Source organism: Vibrio sp. TAP-3B (genome assembly GCF_057784735.1).
Window position 1 is genome coordinate 400,078 of record NZ_CM173496.1, and the last position, 15,129, is coordinate 415,206.

Annotated in this window: 12 protein-coding genes and 1 pseudogene; 7 read left to right on the forward strand and 6 right to left on the reverse strand. The window is 43.5% G+C overall.

From position 1 onward, the window contains the following. Positions 1–63: 63 nt before the first annotated feature. The gene (locus AC3D28_RS16300; protein WP_488536701.1) at positions 64–1,047 is read left to right on the forward strand and encodes an OmpA family protein; all 984 of its coding nucleotides are present in this window, start codon (positions 64–66) and stop codon (positions 1,045–1,047) included. 194 nt (positions 1,048–1,241) lie between these two features. On the opposite strand, the gene AC3D28_RS16305 is transcribed toward AC3D28_RS16300, so the two are convergent. After that, a complete protein-coding gene (locus tag AC3D28_RS16305) occupies positions 1,242–1,844 on the reverse strand; it encodes a beta-phosphoglucomutase family hydrolase (protein WP_488536702.1) in 603 nt (200 codons plus the stop codon). A 76-nt stretch (positions 1,845–1,920) separates the two neighbouring features. Between AC3D28_RS16305 and arfB the strand changes: the two genes are divergently transcribed. The 4 genes from arfB (at position 1,921) to AC3D28_RS16325 (ending at position 5,638) form a co-directional block, all read left to right on the forward strand. After that, positions 1,921–2,334, forward strand: a complete 414-nt coding sequence (gene arfB / locus AC3D28_RS16310) for an alternative ribosome rescue aminoacyl-tRNA hydrolase ArfB (protein WP_098414220.1) — start codon at positions 1,921–1,923, stop codon at positions 2,332–2,334. Positions 2,335–2,436: 102 nt separating this feature from the next. Next, entirely contained in the window at positions 2,437–4,206 is a 1,770-nt protein-coding gene (locus AC3D28_RS16315) for a methyl-accepting chemotaxis protein (protein ID WP_488536703.1), read from the forward strand. 86 nt (positions 4,207–4,292) lie between these two features. Continuing rightward, on the forward strand, positions 4,293–4,799 hold the full coding sequence (locus tag AC3D28_RS16320; protein WP_098414183.1) for a helix-turn-helix domain-containing protein: 507 nt from the start codon (positions 4,293–4,295) through the stop codon (positions 4,797–4,799). After that, positions 4,796–5,638: an IS3 family transposase gene (locus tag AC3D28_RS16325; RefSeq protein ID WP_488536032.1), complete on the forward strand. Its 843-nt coding sequence runs from the start codon at positions 4,796–4,798 to the stop codon at positions 5,636–5,638. The genes AC3D28_RS16320 and AC3D28_RS16325 overlap by 4 nt, the downstream gene beginning before the upstream one ends. A 97-nt stretch (positions 5,639–5,735) precedes the next feature. On the opposite strand, the pseudogene vmeZ reads toward AC3D28_RS16325, so the two are convergent. Beyond that, positions 5,736–8,888 (reverse strand): annotated as a pseudogene (vmeZ, locus tag AC3D28_RS16330) (multidrug efflux RND transporter permease subunit VmeZ). Positions 8,889–8,896: 8 nt separating this feature from the next. After that, complete coding sequence (gene vmeY / locus AC3D28_RS16335; RefSeq protein ID WP_098414223.1) at positions 8,897–10,024, reverse strand: multidrug efflux RND transporter periplasmic adaptor subunit VmeY; 1,128 nt, start codon at positions 10,022–10,024, stop codon at positions 8,897–8,899. A 378-nt stretch (positions 10,025–10,402) separates the two neighbouring features. Here vmeY and AC3D28_RS16340 point away from each other — a divergent pair, with 378 nt between their 5' ends. Beyond that, positions 10,403–10,867: a dCMP deaminase family protein gene (locus AC3D28_RS16340; protein ID WP_098414224.1), complete on the forward strand. Its 465-nt coding sequence runs from the start codon at positions 10,403–10,405 to the stop codon at positions 10,865–10,867. A 394-nt stretch (positions 10,868–11,261) separates the two neighbouring features. Here AC3D28_RS16340 and AC3D28_RS16345 read toward each other — a convergent pair whose 3' ends face one another. After that, on the reverse strand, positions 11,262–12,122 hold the full coding sequence (locus tag AC3D28_RS16345; RefSeq protein ID WP_488536823.1) for a DUF6279 family lipoprotein: 861 nt from the start codon (positions 12,120–12,122) through the stop codon (positions 11,262–11,264). Between the two features lie 261 nt (positions 12,123–12,383). Between AC3D28_RS16345 and AC3D28_RS16350 the strand changes: the two genes are divergently transcribed. After that, complete coding sequence (locus AC3D28_RS16350) at positions 12,384–12,557, forward strand: RNA helicase (RefSeq protein WP_098414226.1); 174 nt, start codon at positions 12,384–12,386, stop codon at positions 12,555–12,557. A gap of 88 nt (positions 12,558–12,645) precedes the next feature. On the opposite strand, the gene AC3D28_RS16355 is transcribed toward AC3D28_RS16350, so the two are convergent. Both AC3D28_RS16355 and narQ read right to left on the reverse strand, forming a co-directional pair. Further along, positions 12,646–13,278: a response regulator gene (locus AC3D28_RS16355; RefSeq protein WP_488536704.1), complete on the reverse strand. Its 633-nt coding sequence runs from the start codon at positions 13,276–13,278 to the stop codon at positions 12,646–12,648. After that, positions 13,265–15,001 (reverse strand): nitrate/nitrite two-component system sensor histidine kinase NarQ, encoded by a 1,737-nt coding sequence (narQ, locus tag AC3D28_RS16360; RefSeq protein WP_488536705.1) that lies wholly within the window; start codon positions 14,999–15,001, stop codon positions 13,265–13,267. The genes AC3D28_RS16355 and narQ overlap by 14 nt, the downstream gene beginning before the upstream one ends. Positions 15,002–15,129: the final 128 nt, after the last annotated feature.

A 15,129-nucleotide genomic window follows, 5' to 3' on the forward strand; every position in this document is an offset into this window, starting at 1 on the left:
GGTTGTCTCGTTTGTGGATAAAACCAAATAGAAGTTAATATGCAATCAATACAAGGAAATATTATGAACAAAGTAGCAATTGCAGTAGCAGCAGTGGTGGCCGGTAGTAGCGCTCTTTTGAACTCTGCTCAAGCCGAAATGTATATCGGGGGCAAAGTAGGCATGACGACACTTGACGATGCTTGTTATCTGAATAGCCCTTGTGATGATGAAGCTTTTGGTGCTGGACTGCACATCGGTTATGATTTCACCGACATCATCGGACTAGAGTACGGTGTTGATTTCTTAGGCGATTACAAAGCTAACTTTAAGTCAGGGGCTAATACTGTTAATACAATCGACGGCAATTTAACGGCTTTCACTCTTGCACCTAAATTCAACTGGCACTTAAACGATTCTTGGAACTTATTCGCTAAGATCGGTGGTGCTTACATGATGTCTGATAACGAAAAAGATTTCGTTCCAACTGGCTCACTAGGTGCTGAATACACTCTCGACAGAAATTGGAGTGTTCGCGCAGAATACCAACGTTACCAAGACCTGTCAGATGACGTCTGGGACGATATGGACGCAAACTTCTTTGGTGTCGGTTTTAACTACAAGTTCGCTGCTGCACCAGTAGTTGCCGCAGTGGTTACAGAAGAAGTTGTAGAGCCAGAACCAATGATGATGAGCAAAGTACATAAAGAAGAGTACGGTACAGGTACGTTTGAATTCGATAGCGCGAAATTGACTGATGCTGTTTCCGAACGCCTAGATAACTTTGTTTCATTCCTTAATGAATACCCTCAAGCTCAAGTAAAGATCACCGGTTACACTGATAGCACTGGGCCTGCGGCTTATAACCAAAAACTATCTGAACGTCGTGCTCAATCTGTTGCAGATTACCTAACTAATGCAGGTATTGATGCTGATCGTTTGACTGTGAAAGGGATGGGTGAAGAAAACCCTGTTGCAGACAACAGCACTCGTGAAGGTCGCGAGAAGAACCGTCGCGTAGAGGTTGTGGTTCCTTCATTCGAATACGAAGAATTGGTTCAACCTTAATCTTTAATTTGCTTGCGTAAATTCAATCAAAGTAAAGGGGTGCATTGGTACCCCTTTGTTTTAGATTTAGTATTCAAACACCACTTCGTGAATCTGTAAACTACAGAAATAGCTCTCCTAAAGCTCAACGAATGAAGTGAGAATTTACGCTCAGAGCCAACGTGACAAGTACGTTTTGATGTTCAGGTTGAGAGTTATGGCTTTGGACAGAAAACAAGCTCATTATCTTGTACCATGACACAATCCATGCCTGCTGCATGCGCCGCTCGTTTACCGAGATCTGTATCTTCAAAAACAAGACAATCAGATGCATCCAAGCCTAACAGTTCAGCAGCCATTAAAAACGTATCAGGGAAAGGTTTGTGGTTTTGTACATCACTAGCGGTCACAACCGCATCCAGTTTGTCTAACAGCTCTGAGTGACTCAGTAGACGCATCGCGCTCTCTCTTTGACTGCCAGTACCCACTGCTATTTTTTTATGACCTAAATACTCTTTTAACACGATGTTTGTGCAAGGAATGACATCACCATGTAATTCCATCGCAGCAAACGTCTCCATTTTAAACTCTGCGACTGTTTTAGGATCCAGAGACAGTTCATGTAAGCAATTCAACTTTTCAACAATTTTAAAGCTCGGCATGCCTCCTAAACTGTGGAACCACTCCTGAGAAAACGGAAAGTCGAATCGATCAGCAGTCGCCTGCCAGGCTGCTAAGTGAGCAGGCATGGTATCAATCAAGGTGCCATCCATATCGAATATGAATCCCTCATACGGCCTAAAATCAATCGTGCTCATGTCTTTTCTTCTATTTGTACATCTGTAATGGTAATTTATCAGCTCTTTCAATCGTCCTTACTGGCATTTAGTTATCATGCTCAAAATTTCGAACTCCGTCACACTTCAAGAATGGGAAATTCAATTATTCCCTATTCGAGCTCAAGGAAATGGGGGGCAGAACGTTAACAAGGTAGCGTCTGCCATACATTTGCGCTTTGACATTCGACATTCCAGTTTACCGGACTTCTATAAAGAGCAACTTCTCGCGCTTTCTGATACTCGTATAACTAAAGATGGCGTGATCATTATCAAAGCGCAACAATTTAGAACGCAAGAAAAAAATAAAGAGGACGCGCTTAATCGTCTACAAGTATTGATTAAAGCTGCCGCCTCACAAGAAAGAAAGCGCATTAAAACCAAACCAACGCGCGCTTCACAACGTCGCCGACTTGATAATAAAAACAAGCAGGGGACAAAAAAGCAACAACGTAAGAAAGTGCACTATTAAACTGTACCGCATTTCAAAAGAATGTTGCATTAACAACGTTTGCTAGGCCCTTGGAAATCCATTCGATCTCCCTTTTCAGTCACTTATTCAGGAAATAACAATATGACCATTAGGCAAAAACTCTACTTTCTCGGAGTTATCGCCATTTTAGGCATGGCGACCCTTTTGGGCACCTCGTCTCATTTCGCCAAACAAAGCAATCAACTTAATCATGCCATCAAACTCGTCGGTGATTTAGAAATACGCTTACTCAACCTACGCAGAAATGAAAAAGATTTCTTGCTACGTAGCAACGTCAAATACTTAGATAAGTTTAATACAAATGTTGATAAGTTTTTAACCACTGAAAAAGAGCTTGCTAACATACTAAGCATTAATGACCTTCCTTCAAGCCAACCGCTCAAGCAAGATTTGCTTGCTTACCAAAAAGGTTTTCAGTCTCTCGTTAGTGCTTACCAACGATATGGTCTTGATAGTCAAAGTGGCCTTTTGGCTGGTTATGAGCAAGTGCTTTTAGAAGTAAAGCAGAGTGCTGATCATCAACAAGTACTCTCGCTGATCCGTTTTGATTCAGCGGTCAAGTCTGGGCAGTTCGACAAAAACTTACTCGTTGGGTTTGAGGATTCAAAATTACTGAATATTGCTAAGCAACTTGCTGCTCAAAAACAGGTGGTTGGTATCGCCTACAATAAAGGGTTACTCGGTGAGACTCGTGCCCTATCCCACACGGTAGAAGAACAGTTTAAAACTTTTTCGACGGCAATAAGCTCTGTAGCAGCACAACGCAACGATCAAGTATCACTGATTAAGCAAGCTATTACCGCGTTAATATTGATTATAATCTTTGCACTGATTTGGCAAATTTCACGCTCAATCAATACTCGTGTTAGTAGCCTACTGGAGACAATCAAAAATATTAGTGAGACCAACAATATGGGGCTTCGCTCGGAATTAAAAGGTCAAGACGAGCTATTTGACATCAGCCACCATCTTAATGACCTACTCGATAAGCTAGAACACTTGATTCATAGCACGCAAGAAAAGTCGACTCAACTCACATCAAGCACCGATAATATGCATCGTGAGCTGGAAAGTGTTATGGAGCAATTCCATACCCAAACTGATCATACCGCGTCAATGGCAACCGCTGTTCAGCAGATGGTTGCCACAATCGGTGAGATATCGGAAAGTACGTCAGTTGCCGTGGAAGGTGTACACCAAGCGGCGAATAACGCTGAACAAGGTCGTCATGTTGTAGAAGCGACGGTCACCAATATTAGTCAGTTAACCAGTACTTTGTCTAACAGCCAACAATCGATCGGTTCCTTAAACCAACATGTTGAAAAAATTGGTGGCGCAGTCAATATCATTCAAGGTATTGCAGAGCAAACTAACTTACTTGCGCTTAATGCCGCAATTGAAGCCGCACGGGCTGGAGAACAAGGCCGAGGCTTCGCTGTGGTTGCGGATGAAGTGCGTGCACTTGCAAGCCGCACGCATCAATCGACCGAAGAAATCACTCGCGTCGTTACCGATATTCAGTCTCAAATGTCGACGGTAGTTTCCGACATAGACCAATGTAATGATCAAGGCCAACAAACCCTTAACGCCTCTGAGCAACTGGATACCAGCTTGCAGCAGATCATTACCGACATGCAGGCAATCCAGGGTAACTCGGAGCGCATTGCCTCTGCCATTGAAGAGCAAGGTATTGTGATGAATCAAGTCAACGGCTCCATTACGGATCTGAACGTCATTTCTGAAAACAATATGCAATCCGCTCAAGAATGTTTACATGAAGTGAATTCTGTTTCCGCGCAAGCTCATGACATGGACAAAGCCGTGGCCGAGTTTAAAACTCGTTTAAAGTAACCCATAGGCTTCCTGTTCATTAAAAAGCCCGAAGCGTTCATGAACTGACCCCCAATAGTTGGACACCAATTATTGGGGGTCTTTTTATGTCCAAATATAGCCGCGAGCTAAAATGTATCATTGCTAAACAATGCTTAGATGGTGCGTCATCTCGCTATTTAGCAAAACAATATTCAATGTCTTCAAGACAGATACGGTATTGGGTTCAAGTCTTTGTCATCCATGGTGCTGATTCATTTTTACCAACTAAGCATGCTACTGCTCAGGAAAAACGAAAAGCATTGAATTTAATGTGGACGAATGATTGGTCTCTCACGCACACTAGCGCAGTATTAAACCTCTCATCCCCGGGGATACTCTCTGTCTGGCTCAAAAGATTTAATGAGCTCGGTATCAAAGGGCTCAAAATGCGCCAGAAAGGAAGACCCTCAATGAAACAGCAACCTCAACGTACCACTAAACCTGATAATGAAATGACACTTGAGGAGCTAAAAGAGGAGTTGGTCTACTTACGAACTGAGAATGCCGTTCTAAAAAAGTTGGAAGAGTTGGAGCAGGAAAAAAACCGTCGAACAAAGAAAAAGCGGTCATAGCTCTAACTCTTAAAGGCAAGTACCCGTTGAAGCACTTACTGCACACTCTACAGTTGGCAAAAAGTGTCTTCTATTATCAGGCTCAAACGAGTAAGCGCCCAAATAGCTACGAACGTGAGCTGCGTTTGATAAAGTCAATTTATCATGAACATAAGGGTCGATACGGCTACCGCCGTATTCACTTGGAACTAAAAAATCAGGGGGTTATGCTTAATCACAAAACGGTTCAAAGACTTATGGCTCAGCTCAACCTTAAATCGACGGTCAGGGTTAAAAAGTATCGTTCATACCGAGGAGAATCTGGAACAGCAGCTCCTAACGTGCTTGAAAGAGATTTTAGTGCGACTCAACCCGATGAAAAATGGGTAACAGATGTCACGGAGTTCAAAATCAAAGAGCAGAAAGTATACTTGTCTCCCGTTGTCGACTTGTTTACTCAGGAAGTGGTTGCTTATAGAGTGGCCAAAAATGCCTGCTTGCCGCTTGTCACGGATATGCTGACGGAAGCTATATCAACGCTTAAACCCAACTCAAAACCAATTATACATAGCGATCAAGGTTGGCAATATCGCCATCGACAGTATCAGAAAAAGGTAGCGGAGAATGGGTTAACGCAAAGCATGTCGAGAAAAGGTAACTGCTTGGATAATGCTGTTGCTGAAAACTTTTTTGCTTTACTCAAAACAGAGATGTATCACAACCAAAGCTTTGAAGATGCAGATGCTCTGATAGAACAAATTAAAGAATACATCGAGTACTACAATACCAAGCGTATAAAAGTGAAACTAAAAGGCCTGACTCCGATAGAATATCGAACTCAGGTCTTGAAAGCCGCTTAACAGAAATGTCCAACTTTACGGGGTCACTTCATCATCGCTTCGGGCTTTTCGTTTCTCTTTAGTTTAATTTCACTCGGCAATGAGGCGGTCGAAGAAACTACTCATCATCAAGAGGGACAAGCTTGGTATTTCCTCCGTGGATTTTCTCGCGTTGCCTTTGAACCAGCGCATAGAAACCAGGGATCAAGAAAGTACCCGCTAGCAACACACAGAGCAAACCACCAATGAGTGAAATACCCAGCGAGTTTTGACTGACGTGCCCCGCACCCGCAGCAAAAATAAGCGGGAAAATACCGAGAATGAATGACCAAGATGTCATGTTAACTGCACGGAAACGCAGAGTCCCCCCTTCACCGCTGCACTGTCGATACCCACCTCTTTTTCTTCACGCTCTTGCTTGGCGAACTCCACAATCAGGATGGCGTTCTTCGCCGCTAAGGCGATAAGCAAGACAAGACCGATTTGCGCATACAAGTTCAGTGGAGTGCCGGTCAGGTTCAACGCAAGGAAAGATCCTAACGTCGCGACTGGCACCACCAAAATAATGGCCAACGGAATACTCCAACTCTCGTACTGCGCCACCATGAACAAGTAGATAAAGATCAGAGCAAGCGCAAACGCGTAGATGGCTTGGTTACCTGCAAGGACTTCTTGGTACGCCATGCCTGTCCACTCATAGGTATAACCTTGTGGTAGAACATCAGCAGCGACGCGTTCCATCGCTGCAATCGCATCACCACTAGAATAGCCCGGTGCAGGTTGGCCTTGAATGATTGCACTTCGGTACATGTTGTATCGCCATGCTACATCAGGCTCAAACACTTGTTCATGACTGACGAGTGTACTTAGCGGCACCATATCACCATTTGAAGAACGAACGTGGAAACGCTTGAAGATCTTCCATACTACTGCGGTGCTGGCTGTCCGCTTGCATCGTTACGCGGAAGTTCTTACCAAACATGGAGAAATCATTCACGTAAAGAGAACCTAAATTACCCTGTAGCGTTTCAAAGATAGACGATAATGGAATACCCAACTGCTGAGCTTTTTCACGATTGATATCCACGTAGTAATGCGGAACGTTAGCTCGGAATGTACTAAAGGTATATGCGATTTCTGGCGCTTGGTTGGCGGCCTCAATCATCTCACCCATGACCATCGACAAGTCGGTACGACTACGGCCTAGCGTGTCTTCTAATACAAACTCAAAACCAGAAGCGGCACCCATACCTGGAACGGCAGGAGGGCCCATCGCAAAGACAATCGCCTGTGGTAACTGTCTTGCCGCTCGGCCATTAATACGTGCGGCAATCGCGTTCGCTGAGTGATCCCCGCTTAACGCATTACGCATTTCCCAGTCATTCAATTTAATAAATACTGACGCGCCGTTAGACGCCGCAGCACCAGTCATAAAAGAATAACCGTTCGCAACCGTTACGCCGTCAACGCCCGGCTCTTCTTGGATCATCTTCGTTAAATCACTGGTCACTTCTTCAGTACGAGATAAAGAAGCTGAATCTGGTAGCTGAACGTTAACCAGCAAAATGCCTTTATCTTCTTGAGGAACAAACGCTGTTGAGGTGGTTTTCGCAAAGAAAGTGACCGCCGCGATAGCGACAATAAAGAACGTCACGAGCAGCAAAGACTTCTTCACTAAGAAACCAGCGACCTGACCATAACGCGTTGTGATGCGCTCTAAGCCTCGATTGAAAGCTTGGAACCAGTTAGCGGTGTTGCCCCCACCCTGCTTCAATACCAAAGAACAAAGTGCTGGAGACAGAGTCAATGCGTTAATGGATGAGATCACAACCGAAATACAGATAGTCAAAGCGAACTGGCGATACATGATACCGGTGATACCCGGCAACATCGCGACGGGTATGAATACTGCAAGTAGGACCAAGGTCGACGTGATGATTGGCCCTGTCACCTCTTTCATTGCGAGCAGAGTGGCTTTACGCGGTGAAATGGTTGGGTCTTTTGCCATGGTGGTATCGACGTTTTCGATAACCAGAATCGCATCGTCCACCACAATACCAATCGCAAGGATCAAGCCAAATAAAGTGACCGTATTAATGGTGAAGCCCGTCGCCTGCATAATGGCAAACGTACCAATCAGAGAAACGGGGATCGCGACAACAGGAATCAACGTAGCACGCGCACTACCCAAGAATAAGTAAGTCACGGCAATCACCAGAAGAATCGCTTCAATCAGTGTTTTTAACACTCCTTTGATCGATTCTGATACAAATAAGGTTGTATCGTAACTGGTCTCGTAACTCATGCCGTCTGGAAAATCTTCACTCAACCGCTCAAGGAGCTCCATCACCGCTTGACCACTTTCTAATGCATTCGCGTCAGATTGAAGTGACAGCGCAACGATAGAAGCATCTTGACCACGGAACTTACCATTACCATTGTAGAATTTTTTACCCAACTCTATGCGAGCAACATCTTTCAGGTAGAGCGTTGAGCCATCTGAATTTGCGCGGAGTACCACATTTTCAAATTCACTGACGCTTTCTAAACGACCTTTGGTCACAAGGTTGAACTGAACTTCTTGCGGATTGTTGTATGGCGCGGCGCCAACTCGACCCGCCGCAACCTGAACGTTTTGTTCAGCCAAAGCTGCGTAAATATCGGAAGTCGTCAGCTTGAGGTTGGCCATTTTTTCAGGATCTAACCAAACACGCATGGCATACTCACCGCCACCAATCACATTAACTTCACTGATGCCTTGCGCGCGAGCAAGTTGGTCTTTCACATTCAAGTTAATATAGTTAACCAAGAACTGATCATCGTATTTCCCATCAGGTGAGAAAAAGTTCAGAACCATCAGCAAGTCAGGTGAACGTTTTTTCACCGTCACGCCGACCATGCGCACTTCTTGAGGTAACTTTGACTCGATCTGTGACACACGGTTTTGTACGTTCACTTGCGCCATGTCTGGATCGGTGCCGACATCAAACGTGACGTTTAGGCTGTAAGAGCCATCGTTCGCGCTCTTTGAAGACATGTAGATCATATCCTCAACGCCATTGACCGAGGTCTCTATGGGGTCAGCGATTGCTTGCTCGACAACTTCAGCACTCGCGCCGGTGTAGTAAGCGGAAACATTTACCGACGGTGGGCTAATCTGTGGGTATTCTGCAACTGGCAGGAGTGCAAGTGAAATGGCACCTGCCAACGTTAATATAATCGAAATAACCAATGCAAATTTTGGTCTCTGAATAAAGAAACGACTTAACATAATGGCTCCTACTGCTTATCTTCAGCAGGTGTTTGAAGGCTGACTTCTATGCCATTACGCACACGCTGTAGACCCTGTGTAATAACCGTATCACCTTGACTTAGACCTTCTCTGATAATAATTCCTTGCGCGACTTGTGGCCCAAGCTCTACATTTCGACGCTCAGCGATATCACCCTCTACCAACACCATAATAAAATCACCTTCAAGGTCGGTTTGTACGGCACGTCGAGGAACAACAATCACATCTTTTGTTTTCTTATCCCGTAAGTTCACCTTGATATGCTGACCAGGAAGAAGTTTCTGATCAGGGTTTGGCACAAGTGCTCGCATCGCGATCGTTCCAGTCTTGGTATCAATCCGATTACCTAAAAAATCAAGTTTGCCTAAGTGCTCAAAGAACTGGCCATTTTCAAGCTCAAGCTGGACTTCGACCCGATTCGATTCAGCAGAGCCGTCACCTTTTACTCGGTCCATCCCCATTGCTAGGCGTTCACGCTCACTAACACTAAACGAAGTATGTACAGGGTCTAAGCTCACCAATGTAGTGAGCACGCCAAACGATGGCGAAACAAGATCACCAGTGCTCACTTTTGTCTCACTAATACGGCCACTAAAAGGCGCGCGGATTTGAGTGTAAGAAAGGTTAACTTCCGCAAGCTTAAGCTGAGCTTTGCCCGCTTCTAATTCCGCTTTAGCACCAAGAAGTGCCGCGGTTAAAGCGTCGAATTCTGATTGAGAAATACTACCGCGAGGGAGTAGGTTCTTACCACGAGCATGGTCCAACTCCGCTTTTTTTAACGCTGCTTTCGCTTGTGCAAGTGCCGCTTTAGCGCTCGCGACTTGAGCTTCAAATGAAGAAGGTTCAATAGAGTAAAGGAGTTGACCTTTCTCTACCATTTGTCCCTCTTCAAAATGACGAGCTTTTAAGTAACCAGAAATCTGCGCGGTGATATTGGTATCTTCTACGGCTTCAATGCGGCCGATATAAGACTTACTCGGTTGGTAGTCGATAATCGAGACATCCTGAGTCACAACGAGAGGAGCTTCACTTTCCTTTGCTGCATTACTAGCTTCCCCGCATCCAGCAAGGATAACTGTAGCCGCCATTAATGCGACAAGTGGTTTCTTCTGCATATATTTACCGTCTTTATAGAACAGGATATTGTTGAATTCGCGTCAACCATACCCCCTGTAAGACCTGAAAACTTCACTCAAAAATGGGGAAAGTGTTTCTAAACGTAAATAGATGAAACAAATAGAAAATAAAGTAATTTATTTAACAATGTTATTTGACGGGAAAAACAAACCCCTCTTAATCATAAACTTTAGATATAGATTAAATTGACAAGCACTATAACGACTGGACAATACGGTTAGGCGCAAGTTAAGTGTGTTTTGTCCTTACACAAACAAAATATGACGCCGTCATACTCAAGACCCAGATTTTGACTATTTTTTAAAAAAATGGGTTATCATTCAATAAATTCAAAGCCTTCGACCGAGAGGATGACAATGATTTCTAAATGGGCGAAACGTTTTTACCAAATGGCAGAGCTAGTAGCGTCTTGGAGTAAAGACCCGTCAACACAGGTAGGTGCGGTAATCACTAAACAGAATCGTATTGTATCTGTTGGCTTTAATGGCTATCCGCACGGTGTCTCAGACAGCGTGGACACCGATGAACGCGAGCTGAAATACCTCAAAACACTGCATGCAGAAGAGAACGCGATTCTTTTCTCTAAACGCGATTTAGATGGCAGTGATATTTGGGTTACCCACTTCCCATGCCCTAACTGCGCAGCAAAGATAATCCAAACGGGTATTTCACATGTGCACTGCCCTGTGCAATCTGAGGATTTTTTATCCCGATGGGGAGATAAAATCCAAGTCAGTCAAGATATGTTCGATCAAGCAGGTGTCAAGGTAGATTGGTTACCGTTAGAAGATATAGAGATCGAAGACAAAGACGTTCGCTAATTTTATTTTGATCCGAAAAGCCCAGATTATATCTGGGCTTTTCTTTGGGGAGGGTTGCCTAAGGCTCTCTGGTTAGCCATGACTCTTCGCGGTCGGTTCGGCGATTTTAACCATCACAAGCACGGTTTTTTCCATCCTTTCACCTAGAATGTCGCAGCCCAGTCCATCGGTTAACTATTTTGGCCTTGTGCAATACCTAGATGATGGCGTGACACTAAACTACATGCTTCATATTTATTCTCATTGTTTTTATCAATGGGCACGACAAACCGTAAACTAAATGGTGTAGTGGCCTCATCTAACTTCAACCATGTCACGCTCTTAATTCAATACCAATTAGCTTTGAATCATTTATTACTAACAGGCCTACATTAAATGACTTATAACGACGTGTTTAATCTCGTAACTCCTCAACCAACACACGCCATTCTTTAACCTTTTCATGAAAATGATTCCATTGCTTTCCAGTCATAGAATCCGCGATATCTAAAGTAAGTTGATCAATAAGCGCAACATTATAATCAATGTTTTCAGAGAGCTGCTGACCATAATAACTTTCCGGCTCGAACAGCAATCGCATAAATACGCCTTGATAAATAACCGGGTTCGCCTTACTTTCGAACAAGTATTCAAGCTCTTGATATATTGAAGCTCGATAACCTCGCCACAACGAGCGATTAAGAATAACTTGCTGAGAAAACTCCTGAGCATATTCATATTGCTTATTATTTAAATGCCCAATCCACTCTTCTATCCATTCTTCAGCGTTATCCAGAATAACCTCTCGCATTTCATCCTCTGATTTATCCGCGTATTTAGCATCTCTTTCTTGGTAATGCTCTTGCACATTGCTCAAAAATTCGCGCTCTTGCTCTTTAGTTAGCTGTAAACTTAATGAGAAAAGGTCAGGCGCAACCTTACTTACCATTCTATTGTAATGCGCTCGTAGTCTGCCTCTGTTTTGCTGAAAATACGCTAAAGTAATATCATTCGCCTGTAATGCTTCGAGATCTTTTAAATGATCGATATATAAAGGTAATTCTTCTTTTTTATGCCATTCAGTCAACAGTAATAACCGCTCTTTTATTAAGGTTTCCTGTTCCCCCTCTAGCGATACATAATCCTCTATGTAATCGACGATGAACCAATCGATATTGCTATATAAGAACTTCTTCGCACAACCCGCCAACAGAAATACGAAAAAAAATATAAGGCAATACTGACGTACCTTATTAGATAAACTATGTAATTTAATCACTTATTCGTATTCCCTTTTCTATTGATTAAGTTCTATACTCAATTTGTATCACTTGATATTGCGGCAAACTTACGTCAGAGTGACATACGTTGATTGCCACCCTAATAGTATATACAGTTTGAAATTAACTTTTTGATCACAACTATCCGCAAAAAAGTGAGTTAGAGCACATTTGTTGGCCAATAGAAACACCAAACGGTGCTTCTTATAACGGCATGTAATTTGCATTTATTTTTGGATAGTTTATGGAGGCGAAGTATGGTAGCCGCAGAGCAACTTGATACCAGTATAGAATATGAAATTCGATATTTTGAACAGGGGCAAATGCACTGCATGATGGTCGTCGCTGAAAGCAAAAAAGTAGCTTATCAGTACTATTTAGAATGCGGTAAGCACAGCAGTGACTTGTACTCTATTCGCCCAGACAAATAAAAAAACCGCCTTTCTAAAGGCGGTTTTTTTATTTACACAACTAGTTTAACCTTTTGATAAAATTAATTTTTATCCTATTATAAGTATATCACCTAATATCACCAAAACGCTCTAGATAAAGAATAGTTGCTGCTGTTCGTGACGGGACTTGGAGCTTTTTGAGTAAGCTCTTCATGTGTACTTTAACCGTCGACTCTGAAATAAATAGGCGATCAGCAATCTGCTTATTGCGGAAGCCTCTTGCCACTTCTTGTAAGATCTGTGTTTCACGATCAGTCAGCGCATCAAAAATGTCCTCGTGATCAGAACGTTCACTCAAGTACTTTCTCACTTCTTGACTGTAGGCTTTGTCGCCTTGATGAGCCTGTTTTAGCAACGCCACCAGCTCCTCTGGCTCTGTGTCTTTTAATAAATAGCCATCGGCACCGCTACGCACTATGGTTTCAATATCCACGGGACTGTCTGAAACGGTTAGGATCACAATACGAGCTTCGCAACCATCGGCACGTAGCGCTTGTAGTGTGTCTAAGCCAGACATGCCCTTCATATTAAGATCAAGAAGTACCAAATCCAGTTCCAGTTCGTGTGCGTTAGCTACCGCATCTGCGCCATTACTGACTTCTGCGACAACTTCAAACTCTGGCTCGAAGCTTAAGAGTTGATGAATACCTCGTCGCATGAGTGGATGGTCGTCCACCAGCATTACTTTACACACTGTCACTGTTTATTTCCTTACTATGTTGGAATTCGAGTTTGACGGTACAACCTTTATTTATCGATGCTTCAATGTGAAGATCGGCGTGCAGCCTCGCCGCACGCTCTTGCATGATACTCATACCGTAATGATTAAGTTTTTCGTCTTGATGTTCAAAACCTATTCCATCGTCTGTGACGCTGACTGTTATTTTTCCATTATTATCAATACATTGAATATGAATATTATCCGCTTTCGCGTGTTTGATGGCATTAATTGCGGCCTCTCTTATCAACTGTAGTAAATGCACCTGTTGATGTGCGTTCAATTCGGTTGATGAGATACCATTTTTCAAAGAGATCTCTGCCGAGGTTTGTTCGTTCAGGCTTTCAACCATGTCTTGTAGTGCCTGACCAAAACCGGCCTCTTTTATTGTCAGACGAAATGTCGTCAGAAGCTCTCGCAGTTGAGTGTAAGCAGCAGACAAACCAGTATCTAACTCGGCTATGACTTGGTTGGCCTGTGTAATCGCACTTTCATCGGGTAAGTTTTTCACGCTTCTCTTAAGCAAAGCTACCTGGATTTTTAGGTAAGAAAGCGCCTGAGCTAGAGAGTCATGGAGCTCTCTTGCAATCGTCGCACGCTCTTCCATCAACAAAATCTGTTCTGCTTGTCGCTGGGCACGATTATAATATACGGCTCGTGAAAGAATCTGCACAAAGTTGTCAATGAGCGCTTCATTGGGACAAGGTAGCCCGGCTTTCCAGTATAAGTACCCGAGATGCTCGCCATCTAAAGTCATCGCTTTGGTGTGACACTCATTATCGCAGTCATGACAACATTCTTCCCCTTCCATCAATATCCAACTTGGCTCGCCCAGTTGCTCGATTTCAAGTTTGACGGCCTTAATGCCTTCTAAGCTCGCAATATGCTGTAAAATGGCCTGAAAATTATCTTGATTAATACGCGATGCCGTTAGCTCTTTAGAAGAGTCATACAACACCTCAAGCGATTGATTCGCATGTTGCAACTTCCGAGTTTTCTCATCAACAGCTTGTTCTAACCCGCGGTACAGCTTGCCAAGATCCGCCGCCATTCGGTTAAAAGTTCGGGTAAGGATTCCCATTTCATTATCACTGGATACGGCAAGTGATACATCAAAAGAACGGTTTTTGATCTGTTCACTAGCAAAGACTAACGCCCGTAAAGGCCTCACCACTTCAAGCCGAACAAAGTAAACAACAAACATACTGACGCAAAGGATGCCACCAAGCCCTAACCCACCAATCCAAGCTAAGTTCATCAGCTTCTGTTCTGAAAAATTTTGCAGTTTGAAAACAAACTCATCTATCTGTTGTACAAATCCTGCGACGAGTTGTTGATACTCCTCCGGATCATCGCCTTGTAAAACCGATTTAAGATCGTGCCATCTCATGATTAACCGGTAGTAATCTTGCGTTATGTCTTTTGGCACAGACCAATGCTGCAGTGCCTTCATTGAAGGTGAATAAATCGAATATTCGAATGTGTCAATATGTGAAGAGTAATCAACCGATTTTATCTGTATATCGTGTGCCAGGCGGTAGCTTTGCATCCGCATTGAGCCGGCCACATTAACCGCCTCGGCATCGTTCAAACTGGATGCTAAAGTAAAAATTGCAAAACCAGTGGTTGCAACCGACAACAACAAGATAACGAGCATTGCGGACGCAATCGTACGCGTCACTGACTTTTTCACATTTTTAAACAATCTGAATCCTCGCCTATTCATTGCCAACTCATGTGAGCAACGAACCCATTAGTTTGCAACTTTATCAATATGTGATCACCTACGCCGGAATTTATTGATCCAAAACAATATTGCCCCCTATTTACCCC

Bases quoted from the DNA above. Each gene is read 5' to 3' on its own strand.
- AC3D28_RS16300 (WP_488536701.1), top strand. From the start codon at position 64: ATGAACAAAGTAGCAATTGCAGTAGCAGCAGTGGTGGCCGGTAGTAGC.
- AC3D28_RS16305 (WP_488536702.1), bottom strand. From the start codon at position 1,844: ATGAGCACGATTGATTTTAGGCCGTATGAGGGATTCATATTCGATATG.
- arfB (WP_098414220.1), top strand. From the start codon at position 1,921: ATGCTCAAAATTTCGAACTCCGTCACACTTCAAGAATGGGAAATTCAA.
- AC3D28_RS16315 (WP_488536703.1), top strand. From the start codon at position 2,437: ATGACCATTAGGCAAAAACTCTACTTTCTCGGAGTTATCGCCATTTTA.
- AC3D28_RS16320 (WP_098414183.1), top strand. From the start codon at position 4,293: ATGTCCAAATATAGCCGCGAGCTAAAATGTATCATTGCTAAACAATGC.
- vmeY (WP_098414223.1), bottom strand. From the start codon at position 10,024: ATGCAGAAGAAACCACTTGTCGCATTAATGGCGGCTACAGTTATCCTT.
- AC3D28_RS16340 (WP_098414224.1), top strand. From the start codon at position 10,403: ATGATTTCTAAATGGGCGAAACGTTTTTACCAAATGGCAGAGCTAGTA.
- AC3D28_RS16350 (WP_098414226.1), top strand. From the start codon at position 12,384: ATGGTAGCCGCAGAGCAACTTGATACCAGTATAGAATATGAAATTCGA.